The organism is Actinomadura sp. WMMB 499 (genome assembly GCF_008824145.1).
Lineage (GTDB): Bacteria > Actinomycetota > Actinomycetes > Streptosporangiales > Streptosporangiaceae > Spirillospora.
Window position 1 is genome coordinate 2563902 of the sequence record NZ_CP044407.1, and the last position, 18525, is coordinate 2582426.

Sequence of the window (18525 nt, forward strand, 5' to 3'; positions counted from 1 at the left end):
CTACACCTCCTGGACTAGACAGCGACCACCATCTACGCGCTACCAGGCGCCCTGGCTGCTCGATAAGGGCCGGGGCACTTCCTGTAGACCGTAACTTCGTGGACGAGCACGGCAAAGTGTTCAGTGTCACTGAGGGTCCGGAGCGGAATCTGCGCAGTGTCGAGGTTCGAGCCTCACAGGAGCCCAGGTTGCTCCCGAGCCCGAGGAGCTTCTGCTCGGCCGGCACCTAGGATGCCGCCTGGCGACGGGTCCTCGTTCCCTCACCAGATGAACTGTGGCTGCCTGCAGTGGCCGCGGCCATGCCATCTTCGCCCTCAAGTATCCGTGTGCGCCAGAGCGTGGCTCGGAGCCGCACGGGTAGCGGGGCGTGCCATCTCGGGATGGGCGGTCCTGGTGGCATCTTGGTGGCAGACGAGCAGAGGCCGGTCTAGGATCTCTCCTAAACCGGCCTCCGACCTGGTGTTCCTTGGTGGAGCTGAGGGGATTTGAACCCCTGGCCCCCTCGATGCGAACGAGGTGCGCTACCGGACTGCGCTACAGCCCCAAGGACTCGATTAGGTTAGCAAACTCTGGAGGGTGTTCGCGCCACCGTTCATTCGCCGACGGCGCGGCGGTCGTCGGCGTACTGGTCGAAGACCTCTTCGGGGGTCGGGAGTTCGATGATCTCGGCGGGTTCGGCCTGGGCGGGCTCGGGGACGGGCTCGGGGACGGTCTCGGCGGCGCGGCGGGCGGCGGCGCGGGCGCGGGCGGCGGCCTCGCGGCGGGCGGCGTCCATGCCGACGGCGGCGCGGAGGAGCGCGAGATGGCCGGCCAGGAGGACGGCCGGGGGGGCGATGCTCCACCAGGGGGCGACGCCGGAGGCGGCGACGGCGAGGGCGGTCGCGACCAGGGCGGTGAGGCCCGCGGTGCGCCGCCGGCGGCGGGCGATGACCTTCGCGCGGGACGGGGCGCGGGGCGCGCGGCGCGGCTCCGGTTCGGTGTGTTCTTCCTCGACTTCTTTCTCGGTGTCGCGGCGGAGCCACATGGGGACGAGGACGATCGCCCAGACGGCGACGATGGCGAGGTAGAGGACGGCACTGCTCATCGGACCACCCCCAGGGCACGCCTGAGGCGCGGGCCGACTATCGGCCCGCGCACGTGCATTGGGAGCAGGGTCACGCCCCGCACGGTACGAGCCGGTGTCAGAGGTTGACGAGCATAAGGGGCGGTGTGTCGCGAGATCGATCGCGCCGTTACTCTCCGTTTGCCGAGTCATCGGCGGCGCAGGATATTTACGAGCCGAAAGTCACTGTCGGGGAAATGCTCTGCGGCGGTCCGCGAGCCAGCGGGAGCGCAGGCCACCGGGGACGTCCTCGACGGTGAGGGCGTAGCAGATGTGGTCCCGCCAAGCGCCGTCGATGTGCAGGTGCCGGCGTCGAATTCCCTCTTCGCGGAATCCCAGTTTTTCGACGACGCGGCGGCTGGCGGCGTTCTCGGGACGGATATTCGCCTCGAGCCGGTGAAGGCCGACGGTGAAGAAACAGTGGTCGACCGCGAGGGCGACGGCGGTGGGGGTGACGCCGCGGCCCGCGACCTGGCGGTCGATCCAGTAGCCGATCTGGGCGGAGCGGGCCGAACCCCAGACGATCGCGCCGATCGTGAGCTGGCCGACGAAGTCGTCCTCGTGGGTGACGACCCAGGGCAGGGCGAGGCCCTGGCGGGCCTCGCGGCGCATGGTGTGGACCATGCTGACGTACGGGCCGAGGCCGCTGCGGAACAGCGGTGTCTCGGGGTTGGTGGGCTCCCAGGGGCGCAGCCAGTCGGCGTTGCGAACCCGCAGCTCGCGCCAGACGGCGGCGTCACGATGCCGCAGCGGGCGCAGGCCCACGGGACCTTCGGTCAGGGTGACCGGCCATCCCCGCATTCTTTCCACGTTTCCATGATTCCCTGGTGGGGCGCCTGAACGCTATTTTTTGTGGTCGCCGCCGTGGACCTGGTCGACGGCGTGGGCGAGGACGCGGCCGAGGACGGTCATGCCGTCGCGGACGCCGCCGGTCGAGCCGGGCAGGTTGACGATGAGGGTGCGGCCGGAAATGCCCGCGAGGCCCCGGGAAAGGATTGCCGTGGGAACTTTGTCGCGGTTGTCCATGCGGATGGCCTCGGCGATGCCGGGGATCTCGCGGTCGAGGACGCGGCGGGTCATCTCCGGTGTCCGGTCGGTGGGGGTGAGGCCGGTGCCGCCGGTGGTGACGACGACGTCGTAGCCCTGTTCGACGGCGTCGCGCAGGACATCCTCGACGGGTTCGCCGTCGGGGACGACGACGGGGCCGTCCACCTGGCAGCCGAGGTCGGAGAGCATCTCGACGAGGACGGGCCCGGAGCGGTCGGGGTACACGCCGGCGGCGGCGCGGTTCGAGACGGTGACGGCCATCGCCTTCATCGGCTCCACCTTCCGTGCTTGCCGCCCGTCTTCTCGGTGACCTGGACGTCGGTGATCACGGCGGCCGGGTCGACGGCCTTGACCATGTCGACGAGCGCCAGCGCGGCCGTGCTCACCGAGGTGAGGGCCTCCATCTCGACGCCGGTGCGGTCGGCGGTGCGGGTGACGGCGGTGATCGCCACTCCGCCGTCCTCGATCGTCAGGTCGACGGTGACGCCGTGCAGCGCGATCGGGTGGCAGAGCGGGACGAGGTCGGGGACGCGCTTGGCGCCCATGATCCCGGCGATGCGGGCGACCGAGAGGGCGTCGCCCTTGGGGACGTCCCCGGTCCGGAGCGCGGAGACGCACTCGGGGGACAGCCGGACGAACCCGGTGGCGGTCGCGGTGCGGGCCGAGACGTCCTTGCCGGAGACGTCGACCATGCGGGCGGCGCCCGCGTCGTCGAGGTGGGAGAACTCGGTCATGCGGGCAATCTCATCACGCGGACGGTGCTGCCCGCCGGGAGGGTCTCGGTGGCTTCGGGGACGGTGATGAGCGCGTTAGCGGAGGCGAGGGACGCCAGCTGGTGCGAGCCCTGCACGTCGGAAGGGTCGACGGTGTAGCCGTCCTCGCCGTAGGTGAGGTTGCCGCGCAGGAAGTGCCTGAGGCCCGCAGGGGACTTGAGGTCGGCGGAGAGGACGGCGCTTACCGTGGGCAAAGGCTCCGGTGGGAGCCCCTGCATGGCGCGTAGGGCCGGGCGTACGAACACTTGGAACGACACATATGCGCTCACCGGGTTCCCGGGGAGCGTGAAGATGGGCGTGTCTTCCAGGAGGCCGAAGCCCTGTGGTTTGCCCGGGCGCATGCCGACCTTGTGGAATTTCACGGTTCCGGTGCCGGTGAGCACTTCCTTGACCACGTCCCGGGAGCCCATGGAGACGCCACCGGACGTGACGATGGCGTCCGCGCGGGCGAGCTGGTCTTCCAGCATGTCTCTGACCGAGCCCGGCTCGTCGTCCACGGTGGCCTGCCGGTAGCCCACGCCGCCCGCTTCGGCGACGGCGACGGTCAGCATGAAGCTGTTGGACTCCCAGATCTGGCCGTGCCCGAGCGGCGAGCCCGGTTCGCGCAGTTCGTCCCCGGTGGACACGACGACGATGCGCGGCTTCGGGCGCACCCGCACCCGGGCCGTCCCGACGGCGGCGATCATGCCGAGCTGCGGCGCGCGGAGGAGGGTGCCGGCGGGCACGACGATCTGCCCCTCCCGGACGTCCTCGCCCGCGCGCCGGATGTAGTGCCCGGACGGCGCGGGCCGGGTGATCCGGACGCGCGCCGTCCCGGCGTCCGTCCACTCCACGGGGATCACCGCGTCGGCCCCGGCGGGCATCGGCGCGCCGGTCATGATCCGCGCGGTCAGCCCGGGGCGCAGCGCCGACACCGCCGGGTCGCCCGCGACGACGTCGCCGACGACCGGCAGGGTCACCGGGTCGGTTTCGGTGGCCCCCGCGACGTCGGACGCGACGACGGCGTAGCCGTCCATCGCGGAGTTGTCGAACGGGGGCAGCGGGACGGGCGCGGAGACGGGCTCGGCGAGGACCGTCCCCTGCGCCTCCAGCAGCGCGAGGTCGAGCGGCGGCAGCACCGGGACGCTGCCGAGGATGTCGTTCAGATGCTCGTCGACCGTTCTCATGCCCTCAAGTGTGACGGGCCGTCAGGCGTTCCCGTCGCCGCCCACGCCGTCGTGCGTCCGGACGAACTCGCGCAGCCACGGCAGGAACTCCGGGGCCAGGTCGGGGCGTTCGGCGGCGAACTCCACGACGGTCCGCAGGTACTCGAGCTTGTTGCCGGTGTCGTAGCGGCGCCCGCGGAACTTCACGCCGTACACGCCGCCGCCCGCCTCGGCGGACATGTCGGCCAGGGTGCGCAGCGCGTCGGTGAGCTGGATCTCACCGCCGCGGCCGGGCGGGGTCTTCTCCAGCACGTCGAACACGGCCGGGTCGCAGACGTAGCGGCCGATGACGATCCAGTTGCTGGGCGCCTCCTCGACGGAGGGCTTCTCGACCAGGTCGCTGATCCGCACGACGTCGTCCTCGCCGGTGGCCTCAATGGCGGCGCAGCCGTAGGCGGAGACCTGGTCGGCGGGCACCTCCATCAGCGCCACGACGCTGCCGCCGTACCGGCCGCGGACCTCGATCATCCGCTGCAGCAGCTTGTCGCGGGCGTCGATCATGTCGTCGCCGAGCAGGACGGCGAACGGCTCGTGCCCGACGTGCTGGCGGGCGCAGTGCACCGCGTGCCCGAGCCCGCGCGGCTCGCCCTGCCGGACGTAGTGCATGATCGCGAGCTCGCTGGACTCGCGGATCGCGGCGAGGCGTCCGTCGTCGCCCTTGGCGCGCAGCGCCTCCTCGAGCTCGTAGGCTCGGTCGAAGTGGTCCTCGATGGACCGCTTGCTGCGGCCGGTGACCATGAGGACGTCGCTGAGCCCGGCGTCCACGGCCTCCTCGACGACATACTGGATCGCCGGTTTGTCGACGACGGGCAGCATCTCCTTGGGCGTCGCCTTGGTGGCGGGCAAGAATCGGGTACCGAGCCCGGCCGCCGGGACGACCGCCTTGGTCACTGGTGCGATATCAGTCATGTAGAGACCTTAGTAAGCCGCAAGGACGACAGCGTGCACGACATGGGAACGAAGACCGGACTGCGCACAGAACTGCTGGGTAACCGTGCCACAATGGCGCCCCAAGCGCGCGCGGAAGCGGGCCGGGCACTGCGCGACGCGCTGCTGCCGGTGCCCGAGGTGGAAATGGCGGGGACGATCGCCGCGTACGTCTCGATCGACCCGGAACCGGACACCCGCGGGCTGCTCTTCGCCCTGTGGAAGCGCGGGACGTACGTGCTGCTGCCGCGGCTGCTCCCGGACGGCGATCTCGACTGGGCGTCCTACGAGGGCCCGGACTCGCTCGCGCCCGGCCCCCGGGGATGCCTGGAGCCGACCGAGCCGCCGCGCGGCCCCGGGGCCGTGGCCAGCGCGGACGTCGTCCTGACCCCGGCCGTCGCGGTGGACGGGACGGGCGTGCGGCTCGGTCGCGGCGGCGGGTCCTACGACCGCGCGCTCGCCCGCGTGGGGCCCGCGATCCTGACGGTGGCGCTGGTGTACGACGACGAACTGCTCCCGGCGGTCCCCGCGGAGCCGCACGACCGGCGCGTCCGGGCCGTCGCCACGCCGTCGCGGGGGCTGGTGCGGCTCGACCGACCGGGCCGGACGTGACGGAACGTACCCGATCAGGTCCGGCGGAGTGGCCGGTATCGGACGCCCGCATAAGGTGACCGAGCGGAATGATCGCGACATTCAACGTTGCGATCGAGTTCGGCTTCACCTGGAGGTTCGAGATGACCGAGCCGTGGCGGATCCTGTCACTGCCCCCGATCGCCGAGGAGATCGTGCGGGGGCTGTTCGCACCGCTCGGCGACGCGGCCGAGGTGCGGTTCCCGGGGACCGGCGGCCGCGCGGGCCTGCACGCGGCGCTCGCCGATGCCGAGATCGTCATCGGCGACTACACCGGACGGCTCCGGCTCGACGCCGAGGAGGTCGCGGCCGCGCCGCGCCTCGCGTTCGTCCAGATGCCGGCGGTGGGGACCGACAGCCTGGACGTCGCCGCGCTGACCGCCCGGGACGTGCCGGTCGCGAATGCGGCGGGCTTCAACCGGCGGGGCGTGGCCGAGTGGGCGGTGGGCGCCGCGTTCGCGCTCTGCCGGAACCTCGTCCGGGGCGACCGGCTGATGCGCGGCGGCGGATGGCCGCAGGCGGAGCTGCTGGCGCAGCGGCCGCGGGAGCTGCACGCGCAGCGCGTCGGGGTCGTCGGGTTCGGGGCGATCGGTTCCGAGATCGCCCGGCTGTTCGGGGCGCTCGGCTGCGACGTCTCGTACTGGACGCGGCGCCCGCGCCCCGAGGCGTCCGCGACCTACCGCGACCTGGACGATCTCGTCGCCTCGTCGGACGTCCTGGTGCTGGCGGTCCCGCTGACGGACGAGACGCGCGGGCTGATCGGCCCGGAGCGGCTGGCCCTGCTGCCGGACCGCGCGCTGCTGGTGAACGTGGCGCGCGGGGGCATCGCGCCGGACGGCGCCGTCCTGGCGGCCCTCGAGTCGGGACGGCTGGCCGGTGCGGCCCTCGACGTGTTCGACACCGAGCCGCTCCCGGACGGCCATCCGCTGCGCGCGCACGACCGGGTGCTGCTGTCGCCGCACGCGGCGGGCGGCTCGGACCTGTCGCAGCTGAACCTCGTCTCGATCGTGCGGGACAACGTGACGGCCGCGGTGCGCGGCGACGGCGTGGGGAACGTCATCAACGGGGTGAATCCGCAGGTCAGACGGCGTTGACCGCGAGTCGCCGACCTCCCATCACTCAACCCGAAATGCGCAAATGGGCGTTTAATCTGTAGGATCCCTAAACGTTCAACTTTGACGACCCCGCGAAGGGTGGGATGTGCAGCTCGACATCTGGCTACTCCTCGGGGCCGTTCTCGTACTCTGCGCCATCGCCGCCGTCCGGCTGGCGCACGGGTCCGGCCTGCCGTCCCTGCTCGCGTACATGGGTCTCGGCCTCCTCATCGGCGAGTCCGGCCCGCTGCACATCCGGTTCGACGACGTCGCGCTGGCCGAGACCCTCGGCCTCGCGGCCCTCGTCCTCATCCTCGCCGAGGGCGGTCTCACCACGAACTGGCGGCATGTCAGGCCGTCCGTTCCCGCCGCGCTCAGCGTCGCCACGATCGGGACGCTGCTCAGCATCGTGATCGTGGCGCTCCCCGCGATCTGGCTGATCGGCCTCGACTGGCGCATCGCCTTCCTGCTCGCCGCCGCACTGGCCCCCACCGACGCCGCCGCCGTCTTCTCCGTCGTGCGCCGGCTCCCGCTGCCCGCCCGCGTGACCGGCCTGCTGGAGGCCGAGTCCGGGTTCAACGACGCCCCCGTCGTGATCATCGTGATCGCGCTCGCCACCACATCGGGCTCCCCCGACCTGCTCGAACTGTCCGGGATGCTCGTCTACCAGCTCGTCCTGGGCGTCCTGATGGGCGTCGCGATCGGCTGGCTCGGCACCCAGGCGCTGCGCCGCGTGGCGCTGCCGGCCTCCGGCCTCTACCCCATCGCCGTCCTGGCGATGACGGTCGGCGCGTACGGCGCCACGGCGCTCATGCAGGGCAGCGGGTTCATGGCCGTCTACGTCTGCGGCCTCGTCCTCGGCAACGCCCGCCTGCCGCACCGTCCCGCCACGCGCGGCTTCGCCGAAGGCGTCGGCTGGCTGGCGCAGATCGGGCTGTTCGTGATGCTCGGCCTGCTCGCGTCCCCGGGCGACCTCCCGGCGCAGATCCTGCCGGCTCTGATCATCGGCTCGATCCTGCTGTTCGTCGCCCGTCCCGTGTCGGTGCTGGTCTCCACCGTCGGCTTCCGGATCCCGTGGGGCGAACGCCTGTTCCTGTCGTGGGCCGGGCTGCGCGGCGCCGTCCCGATCGTCCTGGCCACCATCCCGATGGTGGAGCAGCTCCCGGGCTCCGACCGCAACTTCGCGATCATCTTCAACATCGTCGTCGTGTTCACGCTCCTGCAGGCCCCGACGCTGCCGTGGGTCGCGCGGCTGTGCCGGCTCGAACGCGAAGACGGGACGCGCGAGCTGGACGTGGAGGCCGCACCCCTCGAGGAGCTGCACGCCGACCTCCTGGAGGTCAGGATCCCGCCCGACTCCGGGCTGAGCGGCGTGGAGATCTTCGAGCTCCGGCTCCCGGCGGGTGCGTCCATCACCCTCATCGTGCGGAACGGGTCCAGTTTCGTCCCGGAGTCCACCACCCCGCTGCAGTCCGGCGACACCCTGCTGGTCGTGACGACGGAGGACGTGCGCAAGGTCGCCGAGCGCCGCCTGCGCGCCGTGAGCCGACGCGGGAAGCTGGCGGGCTGGTTCGGCGAGACCGGCGCTTGACCGCCCGGGGAACAGACCGGTGACGATTCCTGTTCAACTCACGGGTACCATTAGCAGTCGTTCAGAGTGAGTGCCAGTCCGCGGCCACCCGCCGGGCTGAGTCAGCTAGGAGGAACCGTGCCGACGTATCAGTACGTTTGCACCGAGTGCGGCGAGCCTCTGGAGGTCGTGCAGAAGTTCAGCGACGACGCGCTGACCGACTGCCCGGCGTGCGAGGGCAAGCTGCGCAAGGTCTTCTCCGCGGCGGGGATCATCTTCAAGGGGTCGGGCTTCTACCGCACCGACAGCCGCGGCTCCGGTAAGTCGACCGCGGGCTCCTCGTCCGGCGGCTCGTCGAGCGGTTCGTCCGACTCGTCGTCCTCGTCGTCCGCCTCGGGCGACGGCTCCGCGAAGTCCGACTCGTCGTCTTCGTCGTCCTCTTCGTCTTCGTCGGGCGGCGACTCCGGTTCGTCCTCGTCGTCCAAGGAGAAGGTCGCCTAGCTTCGGGCAGGTGTGAGGGCAACGGCCGCGCGCCGTTGCCCTCAGTCGTGTCGCGTCGGCAGGGAAGTCGCGCCGCCCCCTGGAGCTCCCGCCGCCCCGGCACCGAGGCTCGCGGTCGAGCTCCCCGAACCAACGTTCCGTCCGGCGCGGGCCGTTGACGTGGCCGTTGACGGCGACCGTTGACGGCGACCGTTGACGGCGACCGTTGACGGCGGTCTCGGCTTTCCGCGCGAGCCGGCTGATGCTGCCACCGGTGAAGCCCCCCGGCTCCAGGGGCCTGGCTCCGCGGTTCCCGCCCCGGCCTCGCGGCATGCCCGCCCATGCGTCTGCACCTTGCGGACGACCGCGCCCACCATTGCTCTCCACCTCACGGTCGTGCCCACCGGGCGTGGATACACCTCGCGGGTGAAGTCGGGGCGGCGGACCTGCATCTCTGGACGTACCGCGGTTCGCTTCCCTCGTGGGACGCGCGGACGGTAGCGCTCCGGCGAGCATTGGTCCGGACGAGCAAGACGCGTCGACGACCCGTGCCGACGCGCCACCGCGGTCGGGTACCACCGCCACCGCACCCCCGCAATTTCGAGATAGTACTTGACACCTCTCGCCAGCCGAGAGACATTTGCCCGAACACACGACATATCTCGACTTCACCCCGCTTGAGCAGCAGCGGAGAGGAACCATGAGCGAACCCAGTCCGGCGCCGCCGGACGACCGCCCGAACCGCCTGGCCGGATGGATCGCCGGCCGGCGCACCAAATGGATCGTGCTGGCCCTGTGGATCGTCCTGCTGGCCGCCCTCGGCCCGCTCGCCGGGAGGCTGGGCGACGTGGAGGAGAACGAGGCGTCCTCCTGGCTGCCCGGCGGGGCCGAGTCGACGCAGGTCGTCGAGCTGCAGGAGCGCTTCCGGACCGAGGAGTCGATGCTCGCGGTCGTGGTCTACGAACGGCCGTCCGGCATCACCGCGGCGGACCGCACGGCGGTCACCGAGGACATGGCGGCCTTCCGGGGACTTCCCGGGGCGGAGACCGTGCAGGGTCCGATCCCCTCCGAGGACGGCTTGGCGCTGCAGGTGCTCGTGCCGCTCACCGGCGAGGAGACCCTCGTCGACGCCGTGGACGAGGCCCGGGAGCTCGCCCAGCGCGGACCGCCCGGCCTCGAGGCGCACGTCACCGGCCCCGCCGGCGCGGGCGCCGACCAGTTCGAGGTCTTCGAGAGCCTCGACGGGTTCCTGCTGATGGCCGCGGGCGGGGTCGTCATCGTGTTGCTGCTGCTCATCTACCGCAGTCCAATCCTCTGGTTCGTCCCGGTTCTGAGCGCGCTGTTCGCCCTCGGGCTCGCCCAGTCACTCATTTACCTTCTGGCCAGGTACGCGGACCTGACGGTCAACGGGCAGAGCGCGGGGATTCTGACCGTCCTGGTCTTCGGTGTCGCCACGGACTACGCACTCCTTCTCGTGGCCCGGTACAGGGAAGAACTGCACCGGCACGAGGACCGTCATGAGGCGATGGCCTTCGCGCTGCGCCGCGCCGCCCCCGCCGTCATCGCGTCCGCGGCGACCGTCGCCGCCGGCCTGGTGTGCCTGCTGCTCGCCGCGATGAACTCGACCGCGGGCATGGGGCCGGTCGCCGCCGCCGGGGTGCTGACCGCGCTCGCCGCCATGCTCACGCTGCTTCCGGCGCTGCTCGTCGTCTGCGGGCGCTGGCTGTTCTGGCCGCTGATCCCCCGCTACGACCCCAAGTACCTGCAGCCCGAGGCGTACGAGGCCGAGCACGGCGTGTGGAGCCGGATCGCCGCACTCGTCGGCAGGCGCCCGCGCGCGCTCTGGACCGTCACCACGGTCGCCTTGGCGGGCCTCACTCTCGGCTTGTTCTCCCTCAACGCCACCGGGCTGTCCAACGAGGGGATGTTCAGGGAACGGACCGACTCCATCGCGGGCCAGGAGGTTCTGACCGAGCACTACGCCGGCGGGTCGGGTTCCCCTGCCGTCGTCATCGCCCCGGCGGCGGCGTCCGACCGGGTCGCGGCGGCGATACGCGGCACCGAGGGCGTCGCCGGAGTCGGCCCGCCGCAGACCGCGGACGGCCTGGTCCAGTACGAGGCGACGCTGCGGGACCCGGCCGACAGCGAGGCCGCGCAGCAGACCGTCGAGCGCCTCCGCGACTCCGTCCCGTCCGAGGCGAAGGTCGGCGGGACCACGGCCATCAGCGTGGACACCAACGAGGCGTCGTCCCGCGACAACCTCGTCATCATCCCGATCGTCCTGGTCGTCGTCCTCCTCATCCTGGTGCTGCTGCTGCGCGCCCTCGTGGCGCCGCTGCTGATGATGGCGACGGTGATCCTCTCGTTCCTGGCGGCCCTGGGCGCCTCGGCGCTCTTCTTCGAGCACGTCTTCGGCTTCGAGGGATCCGACGCGTCGTTCCCCTTGCTCGCGTTCATCTTCCTGGTGGCGCTCGGCGTGGACTACAACATCTTCCTGATGCACCGCGTCAGGGAGGAGTCGCAGTCGCTCGGGACCCGGCGCGGCATCCTGCGCGGTCTGACCGTCACCGGCGGCGTCATCACCTCGGCGGGCCTCGTCCTAGCCGCCACCTTCGCCGCGCTGGTGACGCTCCCGCTGGTGTTCATGGTCGAACTCGGATTCGCGGTCGCGCTCGGCGTCCTCCTGGACACGCTGATCGTCCGCTCCGTCCTCCTGCCCGCCCTCGCGCACGACATCGGCCCCCGCATCTGGACGCCGAGCCGTCTCGCCCGCGAGAAACCGGCCGAGGAAACGCCCCGGGTGCACCAACTCGTCCGCTGATGTCCGGGGCGGGGCCCGTCGTCGGGACGGGTCCCGCCCCGAAGTTATCCACAATCACGATTCCCCCGACGGCCCTCCTCCCCCGCTGACTAATGTCGGCCACATGTCAACCACACCTCCCATCGGAGTCATCGGCGGCTCCGGTTTCTACTCCTTCCTCGACGAGGTCGAGGAGGTCCGGGTCGACACGCCCTTCGGCCCGCCCAGCGACCCCATCGCCGTCGGGGAACTCGGCGGACGGCGCGTCGCGTTCGTCCCCCGCCACGGCCGCGACCACCGGTATCCACCGCACAAGATCCCGTACCGCGCCAACCTGTGGGCGCTGAGATCCCTGGGGGCGCGGCAGGTGCTCGCACCGAGCGCCGTCGGTTCCCTCACCCCCGACCTCGGCCCCGGCACCCTCGCGATCCCCGACCAGCTGGTCGACCGCACGTCCGGGCGTCCGCAGACCTACTACGACGCGGGCGCCGCCGTCCACGTCTCGTTCTCCGACCCGTACTGCCCGGACGGACGCCGCACCGCCCTGCGGGCCGCCCGCTCCACCGGCTGGACCCCGGCCGATTCCGGCACCCTCGTCGTCATCGAGGGCCCCCGGTTCTCCACCCGTGCCGAGTCCCGCTGGTTCGCGTCCCAAGGGTGGAGCCTGATCGGCATGACCGGGCACCCCGAAGCCGTCCTCGCCCGCGAACTCGCCCTCTGCTACACCCCCCTGTGCCTCGTCACCGACCTCGACGCCGGCATCGAAGAGGGGGAGGGCGTCACGATGGACGAGGTCCTGCGGGTCTTCGGCGAGAACATCGGCCGGCTCCGTTCCCTGGTCGCCGACATCGTCACCGTCCTGCCCACCGACCGCGACTGCCCCTGCCCCGGCGCCCTGGACGGGATGGAACTCCCGCTGGAACTACCGTGACCCGCTTAACCGGCCTGCGACGGCCGCTGGCGACCCTGTTCGCCGCGGCCGCCGCCTGGCTCGCCCTGCTCACCCTGCGCCCCGGACCGCCCGCGACCGTCCGCGTCCTCGCCGCCGCCCGCGATCTCCCGGCCGGAGCGACCCTGGCCGCGTCCGACGTCCGTCCCGTCTCCCTCCCGCCCGGAGCCGTCCCGTCCGGCGCCCTCCGCGCCGACGCGGCCGGCCGCGTCCTCGCCGGGCCCATGCGCCGCGGCGAACCGCTCACCGACGTCCGCGTCATCGGCGACCGCCTCCTGCGCGGCTTCGGTCCCGACAAGGTCGCCACCCCGATCCGCATCGCCGATGCCGGCACCGTCCGCCTGGTCCGTCCGGGCGACCGCATCGACGTCCTGGCGGCCCCGCACCCCGGAGAGGCACCCATGGCAGCGCCACCGGCCGGCATCGACCGTCCGCCGACCGGAGCACCGCACCCGGCCCGGCACTCGCCCCCGGTGGCAACGAGCAGGGACTCGCCTCGCCCCCTATCCGGCACTCGCGACTCGCCCGCCCCAGCACCGGTGTCCCACAGGCCGGGCCCCCTACCGCCACCCAGCACCCGCACAGCCGCACGCCCCACCGGAACCCCGTGGGACGGGGCACGCGTGGTGGTCTCCTCGGTCCCCGTCATCGCCGTCCCGTCCCCGGAAGACGAAGGGCCACGAGACGGCGCTCTGATCGTCCTCGCAACGACCAGAGGCCAGGCCCTCGCGCTGGCCGGATCCCGAACGGACCTGGCCGTGACGATCACCACCTGACGCCACCCCCGGACCCGGCCATCGACCCCTGGCACCCGGCCACGGCCCGGGTCGGGTCCCGACTTGGCGGAACACGGCTCGAAACAATACGATCCGTGACCGTTCCGGTGCGTGCCGTCCGGATGATGTACGGGCCGTCGAAGGGTCCAGGGCGGGCGCGTCCCCCCGACGATTGGAGCGTTCAATGGGTGGTTTCAAGAAGTTCCTGCTGCGCGGCAACCTGGTGGACCTCGCGGTCGCGTTCGTGGTCGGCGCCGCGTTCGCGGGCCTCGTGAAGGACTTCGCCACCTCCTTCATCACTCCGCTGATCGCGCTGATCGGGGGCGAGCCCGACTACACGGCGCTCGCGGTGACGATCAACGGCACGAAGTTCCCGTACGGGATCTTCCTCACGTCGGCGATCGCGTTCCTGATCACTGCGGCGATCGTGTACTTCCTCGTCGTGCTGCCGATGTCGAAGCTCATCGAGCGGATGGACCGCAACAAGGAGGTCACCGAGCGGGACTGCCCGGAATGCCTGGGGGCGATCCCGGTCAAGGCCCGCCGCTGCCAGTTCTGCACCGCGGAGGTCACGCCGGTCCAGGCGCCCGCCTGAGGCAATTGGGCGCTGTCGCTCAGTGGGCGCTGTCGGTTCCGTACTCCCAGTGCCACGGTTCGAACGGATTGCTGTAGGCCCACGCCGGGTGGAACCAGCCGTACCTCTCGGCGTTGGCCTCCATCCAGTTGAACTGGGCCGAGCCCGCGTTCTGAATCCCGCCGCACAGGTCCAGCGCCTGGCCCTTGCCGTGGTTGCTCGTCCCCGGGACGGCCGCGAAGCCGGGGCGGCTCGCGTAGACGCTGTGCTGCTCGGACAGGCTGCGGTAGGCGTCGGTCACGCACATCTCGCGGCCGAACCGCTCCTTGTAGGCGGCGTTCAGCTTGTAGAACCCCAGCGCGGCGTCCGCGCGGAGCTGGTGGCCCTTCTGCGGGAGGTCGCAGAGGTACTTGGACGGGATCAGCCCGTTCGGGAATCCCTTCGCCTCGGCCACGAGATCCTCATCGCACGTGAGCTGCACCTGCTTGGACCTCGGGAGGTCGCCGAGGAGCGCGTTGAGCTTCTCGGTGAGGTCCGCCGAACGCTTCTTGAGCGAGGCGATGTCCTGCTCGACGCGCGCCTGCTCGACCGCGTTGCTCGACTGGAGCTCCTGCTCGGTCGACACGAGGTCCTTGTGGCGGCGCTGGAGGTCGTCGGCACGTTCCACGAGCGACTGCTGCGTCTGGGCGAGCATCGCCACGTCCGCCGTCGACCTGAGCACCTGCACCGGGTCCCCGCCGCCGAGGGCCGCGAGGGGCCCGGTGGAGTCCGGATGCTGGTAGGAGGTGTTCGCCAGCCGGGCCACCGGCTCGCGAATCCGGTTGAGTTCGGCCTCGGCCACGGTGAGTTCCTTCAGGGTGGCGCGCAGTTTCTCCTGCGACTTCTCGAGAGCCTGCCGGCGGTCCTTCATCTCGCCCGTGGCCTTCTCCAGCTCTTCGCGAGCCTTCGACGCCTCGCTGCGGAGCTTCTCGTAGGCATCGTCCGGACCGTCGGCGGCTCTCGCGTCGCCGTGCGCGGAGAACATCGCCATCACCAGGAAGACCGCGGTCAGCGCAGCCGACCGGGGGTTCGGCACGGTGGTTTTCCTCCTGATGCCCGAATGCGGATCAGCGGCGAGAACGCTACCAGAACCCGGACGGGCACCCTGCGTCATCGGCGGGGAACGTCAGCGGCCGTCCCGACCGCGCCAGCGGCACCACCGCTCGAGGACCGGCACGTCCTCCCACCTGCAGTCGCGACGTTGGCGGGTCCGCGGTGTCTCCGCGGGCGCCGGCCGGCTGCGCGGCGTCGCGGCGGGTGCGGGCGGCGGGGTGGGAGCGGGCGGCGTGAGCGTCTCCGCCTGCGGACCGGCCTCCGGCGCGACGTACTCCCCGTACGTGGGCTCCGCGGCGGGCGTCGTCCGCTGCACGGGGGTCACGGCGCGGGACGACCCGTCCGATCCGTCCCCGAGGGTGAACGCGACCACCGCCGCGAGCAGCGGTACCGCGACCAGGGCGCCGATGACCGCCGTCCGTCTCCGCTTGGGCTCCCGCTCCTCGGCCCTGCCCGCCTCCGGCTGCCCACGATGCCGACCCGTCACGGCATGGAAGCGTACCGAGCCCGACCCACCGGGCCTAGCTCCATTCCCACAGATTCGCCGCATCGACTGTCAACTCACCCACACCACTCAGCGGGGCGAGATGGACGAACGGGATAAGAACGCGCGTCACAGGCGCCCGTCCTCTACCCTGTAGGTGCCGTCCGCTACTCTCGTGCGACCGGCCTCCGTAGCTCAGGGGATAGAGCACCGCTCTCCTAAAGCGGGTGTCGCAGGTTCGAATCCTGCCGGGGGCGCGACCAGCGACGACACGAATGGACCCTTGACCGGCTTTGTCCGCCGGTCAAGGGTCCATTCGTGTGTGCGGATGTGTACGGACCGCCACGGTCGGAGGGTCCCGCCGCGGTGCGGCGGGACGGAACACCAGCGAGATCACGCGTCGGCTGAGGCCTTGAGAGCGGACGGCGCGCGGCTTCCTCAACCTGCCGCGATGCACTTCACGTAGATCCCAGAAGGACGTCGACGTCCGCTTCGGGCGTGGTGGCGGTGTCGGGCCCGCCGGCGCGCGAGGACGGGGACACGCTGGGGCTGGGGTCGGCGGCAGTGACTGCTCGCCGGTGCGGGGTTCGGCTTGTCGGCGTTCTTCCCTGCGTATCCCGCGTTCGCGGCGGGTTTCGTGTCGTGGGTGGAACGAGGCGTTCTCGACCTGCAGTGGCGCCCGTCTGGGAACACTGCGGTAACCGCTGAGGTGACGCCCTGGAGCAACGTGGGACGTCGGTCGTCTGAGATCTCAGGCCGGAGGCGGCGGTGGCGGCGGCTGGTGCGGCGGCACCGCCGGTTGTCCGTATTGGGGAGCAGGCCCGTGGGGAGGGTGGGGAGCGGGTCCGTGGGGAGGTTGCGGGCCTGGTGCATAGGGCGGCCGGGGAACGGGTCCGTACGGCGGCTGAGGGCCGGGGCCGTACTGGGGGCCGGGGCCGTAGGGCGGCTGGAGGCCATAAGGGCCCGGGCCATACGGCCGCCCGGGAGGCATCTGGTGGTGCCAGTACTGCGGCTTGCGGTTCGCGGACTTGCTCACCGCCACTATGGCCGCGACCACCCCGCCCACCACGAGCACGAAGCCCGTGAGGCGGCCCAGCGTATAGAAGGGGTCCGCCGCCTGGGCCACCAGAGTTGCCTTGGTCGCTGCATCCACCGGCCCAGGTTCCAATAGACATAGGTGTTTGTCAAAAGGATTCTCGCCGGAGCCCCGGCCGCCCGGCCGATTCCGGTGCGCACCCGAAGTCCCGGCGGAGGCGTGCTCATCGCGCCGGGTCCGCGCGCTCGTGCGCCTTTGCGTCCGCCGGTCATACGCGGGTCTGCCCGCCGACCGGCCGGGTCGGCGGGCAGACCTCGGGTGGACCTTCCGCCCGCGTGCCTCCGGGTCAGTGGCGGCCGGGGGTGCGGACGGCCACCTCGGACAGGACGGGCCAGCCGGCGGCCTGCGGGATCTCCACCGTGATCCGGTCGATCGGGGCGCCGGGGTGCACCCGGAACCAGGTGAGGTCGTCGCCCCAGCGGACGCGGTAGTCGAGGTCGCCGACGGTGCGCCACGTGCCGTCGGTCGTGCGGACCTTGACCGTCGCGGCTTCGGCATGGCCGGGCTTGAGGGCGACGCCGACCTGCATCGCGCGGGTCGGACGGTCGAAGGTGAGGGTGTACTGGGCCGGTGCCGGGCGGGGTGCCCACGCGGCGTCGTAGTAGCCGACGACGCCGTCGATCGGGCCCGTGGTGCCCACGTTCGGCCGGTCGGCGGTCGTGTACGTCATGTCCGTGTCGATGGTGAGGCGGCCGGAGGCGTGCAGGGCGGCGAGGTCCACGCGCCTCGGGTCGGGACGGTCGGGGCGGATGTCGCGGACATCGACGAAGTCGCCGATGAGGCGGCCGGCGTTGGAGTCGTAGCCGAGCACGAGGACGCGTCCGGGACGCACCTCGGCGACCGCGGGGTTGGCCTGGTCGCCGGTGCCCGAGTCGTAGACGAGGTCGCGCGGGGCTCCGCTCCATGACCGGCCGGGGTCGCGCAGGACGGCGCCGACGGTGCCGCGGCGGTTCGTGAAGTGGCCGGAGAGGTCGCCGTAGGCGAGGAAGACGTCGCCGTTGCGCAGGACCTCGGTGTGCGCGGAGGACGTCACCAGGTCGATCTCGGTGGGCGTGCTCCAGGTGCGGCCGCCGTCGCGGGACCAGGATTCCCTCGAGCGGGCGGCGCCCATGGTGGAGGCCGCCGTCCCGATGCGCAGCAGGGCGTGGACCGTGCCATCGGGAAGGACGGTGAGGACGGGCTCCTGGAAGTGGGTGCCCTGCTCCGCCCCGATCGTCGACTCGGTGCCGGCGTGCCAGGTCTCGCCGCCGTCCAGGCTGCGCACGACGGTGGCGCGCTGCCAGCGGTCGTCGGGGACGGTGCCGTAGAGCGGGATGATCAGCTCGCCGCCGGGCAGTTCCTTGACCTGCCCGTGGCTCGCCGCCCAGCCCAGCTCGTAGGTGTCGACGATGTCGGACTCGCCGCTCATCGAGGACTCGACCGAGACGGGCTCGGACCAGGTGGCGCCGCCGTCGTCGCTGTGCCGGACGAACGTGCCCATCGGCTCGGCGGGCGTGACCGAGTAGTCGATCTGGAACCAGCTCAGTACGAGCCGGCCGGACGAGAGCTGGGCGATCATCGGGTCGCGGTCGTCGTACGGGGAGTCGTGGGCGACGGCCGGGGACGACCAGGTCCGGCCGCCGTCACGGCTGGTCAGCTTGAGGAGGCGGCCGTCCTGGCCGGTGTGCCCGGCGCCCTCGCGGACGACGGTGAACAGGGTGCCGTCGCGGAGGCGCTCCATGTTGGGGAAGTGCAGCTTCTTCCCCGGGGCCGCCTGGCCCACGATCACGTCGGGCTGGTCGGGGGTCGGGGCGCCGGGCGGGGCCGCGTGGGCCGCGTGGGCCGCGTGGGCCGCGCCGGAGAATCCCAGCGTGAGCGCGGCACCGAGGGCGATCGATATCGCTCGCTTGAACAACATAAGCCCGGATAGAACACGGAATACCATTC

General features: G+C 71.7%; 17 protein-coding genes and 2 tRNA genes. 9 read left to right on the plus strand and 10 right to left on the minus strand.

Going from position 1 to position 18525, the window contains the following annotated elements; all coding sequences use genetic code 11:
• Window positions 1–467: 467 nt before the first annotated feature.
• From F7P10_RS11000 to galU, 7 genes are all read right to left on the minus strand, one after another.
• Window positions 468–544: transfer RNA gene (locus F7P10_RS11000), tRNA-Ala, on the minus strand.
• A gap of 48 nt (window positions 545–592) precedes the next feature.
• On the minus strand, window positions 593–1084 hold the full coding sequence (locus F7P10_RS11005; RefSeq protein ID WP_151009257.1) for a hypothetical protein: 492 nt from the start codon (window positions 1082–1084) through the stop codon (window positions 593–595).
• A gap of 201 nt (window positions 1085–1285) precedes the next feature.
• Window positions 1286–1903, minus strand: coding sequence for a GNAT family N-acetyltransferase (locus F7P10_RS11010; protein WP_176611406.1), 618 nt, complete (start codon window positions 1901–1903; stop codon window positions 1286–1288).
• A 42-nt stretch (window positions 1904–1945) separates the two neighbouring features.
• Entirely contained in the window at window positions 1946–2419 is a 474-nt protein-coding gene (locus F7P10_RS11015) for a molybdenum cofactor biosynthesis protein B (RefSeq protein ID WP_151009259.1), read from the minus strand.
• A complete protein-coding gene (gene moaC / locus F7P10_RS11020; protein ID WP_151009260.1) occupies window positions 2416–2883 on the minus strand; it encodes a cyclic pyranopterin monophosphate synthase MoaC in 468 nt (155 codons plus the stop codon). The genes F7P10_RS11015 and moaC overlap by 4 nt, the downstream gene beginning before the upstream one ends.
• Window positions 2880–4088, minus strand: a complete 1209-nt coding sequence (gene glp, locus F7P10_RS11025; protein ID WP_151009261.1) for a gephyrin-like molybdotransferase Glp — start codon at window positions 4086–4088, stop codon at window positions 2880–2882. Before glp ends, moaC begins: the two co-directional genes overlap by 4 nt.
• Window positions 4089–4109: 21 nt before the next feature.
• Window positions 4110–5036, minus strand: a complete 927-nt coding sequence (gene galU / locus F7P10_RS11030) for a UTP--glucose-1-phosphate uridylyltransferase GalU (protein WP_151009262.1) — start codon at window positions 5034–5036, stop codon at window positions 4110–4112.
• 93 nt (window positions 5037–5129) lie between these two features.
• Between galU and F7P10_RS11035 the strand changes: the two genes are divergently transcribed.
• The 8 genes from F7P10_RS11035 to mscL all read left to right on the plus strand — a co-directional run bounded on the left by F7P10_RS11035 (window position 5130) and on the right by mscL (window position 13948).
• Window positions 5130–5666 (plus strand): 5-formyltetrahydrofolate cyclo-ligase, encoded by a 537-nt coding sequence (locus F7P10_RS11035; RefSeq protein ID WP_254716542.1) that lies wholly within the window; start codon window positions 5130–5132, stop codon window positions 5664–5666.
• Window positions 5667–5734: 68 nt separating this feature from the next.
• On the plus strand, window positions 5735–6778 hold the full coding sequence (locus F7P10_RS11040; protein WP_254716543.1) for a D-isomer specific 2-hydroxyacid dehydrogenase family protein: 1044 nt from the start codon (window positions 5735–5737) through the stop codon (window positions 6776–6778).
• A 106-nt stretch (window positions 6779–6884) separates the two neighbouring features.
• Entirely contained in the window at window positions 6885–8369 is a 1485-nt protein-coding gene (locus tag F7P10_RS11045; protein WP_151009264.1) for a potassium/proton antiporter, read from the plus strand.
• A 117-nt stretch (window positions 8370–8486) separates the two neighbouring features.
• A complete protein-coding gene (locus F7P10_RS11050; protein WP_151009265.1) occupies window positions 8487–8849 on the plus strand; it encodes an FmdB family zinc ribbon protein in 363 nt (120 codons plus the stop codon).
• A gap of 679 nt (window positions 8850–9528) precedes the next feature.
• Window positions 9529–11649 (plus strand): MMPL family transporter, encoded by a 2121-nt coding sequence (locus tag F7P10_RS11055; RefSeq protein WP_151009266.1) that lies wholly within the window; start codon window positions 9529–9531, stop codon window positions 11647–11649.
• Between the two features lie 103 nt (window positions 11650–11752).
• A complete protein-coding gene (locus F7P10_RS11060; RefSeq protein WP_151009267.1) occupies window positions 11753–12559 on the plus strand; it encodes an S-methyl-5'-thioadenosine phosphorylase in 807 nt (268 codons plus the stop codon).
• On the plus strand, window positions 12556–13353 hold the full coding sequence (locus tag F7P10_RS11065; RefSeq protein WP_151009268.1) for an SAF domain-containing protein: 798 nt from the start codon (window positions 12556–12558) through the stop codon (window positions 13351–13353). The genes F7P10_RS11060 and F7P10_RS11065 overlap by 4 nt, the downstream gene beginning before the upstream one ends.
• Before the next feature lie 184 nt (window positions 13354–13537).
• Complete coding sequence (mscL, locus tag F7P10_RS11070; protein ID WP_151009269.1) at window positions 13538–13948, plus strand: large conductance mechanosensitive channel protein MscL; 411 nt, start codon at window positions 13538–13540, stop codon at window positions 13946–13948.
• 19 nt (window positions 13949–13967) lie between these two features.
• Here mscL and F7P10_RS11075 read toward each other — a convergent pair whose 3' ends face one another.
• Complete coding sequence (locus tag F7P10_RS11075) at window positions 13968–15002, minus strand: D-alanyl-D-alanine carboxypeptidase family protein (RefSeq protein ID WP_151009270.1); 1035 nt, start codon at window positions 15000–15002, stop codon at window positions 13968–13970.
• Window positions 15003–15092: 90 nt separating this feature from the next.
• The gene (locus tag F7P10_RS11080; RefSeq protein ID WP_151009271.1) at window positions 15093–15506 is read right to left on the minus strand and encodes a hypothetical protein; all 414 of its coding nucleotides are present in this window, start codon (window positions 15504–15506) and stop codon (window positions 15093–15095) included.
• Window positions 15507–15687: 181 nt separating this feature from the next.
• Here F7P10_RS11080 and F7P10_RS11085 point away from each other — a divergent pair.
• Window positions 15688–15760, plus strand: a tRNA-Arg gene (locus F7P10_RS11085).
• 1125 nt (window positions 15761–16885) lie between these two features.
• On the opposite strand, the gene F7P10_RS11090 is transcribed toward F7P10_RS11085, so the two are convergent.
• The gene (locus F7P10_RS11090; protein WP_176611407.1) at window positions 16886–18496 is read right to left on the minus strand and encodes a sialidase family protein; all 1611 of its coding nucleotides are present in this window, start codon (window positions 18494–18496) and stop codon (window positions 16886–16888) included.
• Window positions 18497–18525: the final 29 nt, after the last annotated feature.

Bases quoted from the DNA above. Each gene is read 5' to 3' on its own strand.
- F7P10_RS11055 (WP_151009266.1), top strand. From the start codon at position 9,529: ATGAGCGAACCCAGTCCGGCGCCGCCGGACGACCGCCCGAACCGCCTG.
- galU (WP_151009262.1), bottom strand. From the start codon at position 5,036: ATGACTGATATCGCACCAGTGACCAAGGCGGTCGTCCCGGCGGCCGGG.
- F7P10_RS11090 (WP_176611407.1), bottom strand. From the start codon at position 18,496: ATGTTGTTCAAGCGAGCGATATCGATCGCCCTCGGTGCCGCGCTCACG.
- moaC (WP_151009260.1), bottom strand. From the start codon at position 2,883: ATGACCGAGTTCTCCCACCTCGACGACGCGGGCGCCGCCCGCATGGTC.
- glp (WP_151009261.1), bottom strand. From the start codon at position 4,088: ATGAGAACGGTCGACGAGCATCTGAACGACATCCTCGGCAGCGTCCCG.
- mscL (WP_151009269.1), top strand. From the start codon at position 13,538: ATGGGTGGTTTCAAGAAGTTCCTGCTGCGCGGCAACCTGGTGGACCTC.
- F7P10_RS11005 (WP_151009257.1), bottom strand. From the start codon at position 1,084: ATGAGCAGTGCCGTCCTCTACCTCGCCATCGTCGCCGTCTGGGCGATC.
- F7P10_RS11010 (WP_176611406.1), bottom strand. From the start codon at position 1,903: ATGCGGGGATGGCCGGTCACCCTGACCGAAGGTCCCGTGGGCCTGCGC.
- F7P10_RS11015 (WP_151009259.1), bottom strand. From the start codon at position 2,419: ATGAAGGCGATGGCCGTCACCGTCTCGAACCGCGCCGCCGCCGGCGTG.
- F7P10_RS11060 (WP_151009267.1), top strand. From the start codon at position 11,753: ATGTCAACCACACCTCCCATCGGAGTCATCGGCGGCTCCGGTTTCTAC.
- F7P10_RS11040 (WP_254716543.1), top strand. From the start codon at position 5,735: ATGATCGCGACATTCAACGTTGCGATCGAGTTCGGCTTCACCTGGAGG.
- F7P10_RS11035 (WP_254716542.1), top strand. From the start codon at position 5,130: ATGGCGCCCCAAGCGCGCGCGGAAGCGGGCCGGGCACTGCGCGACGCG.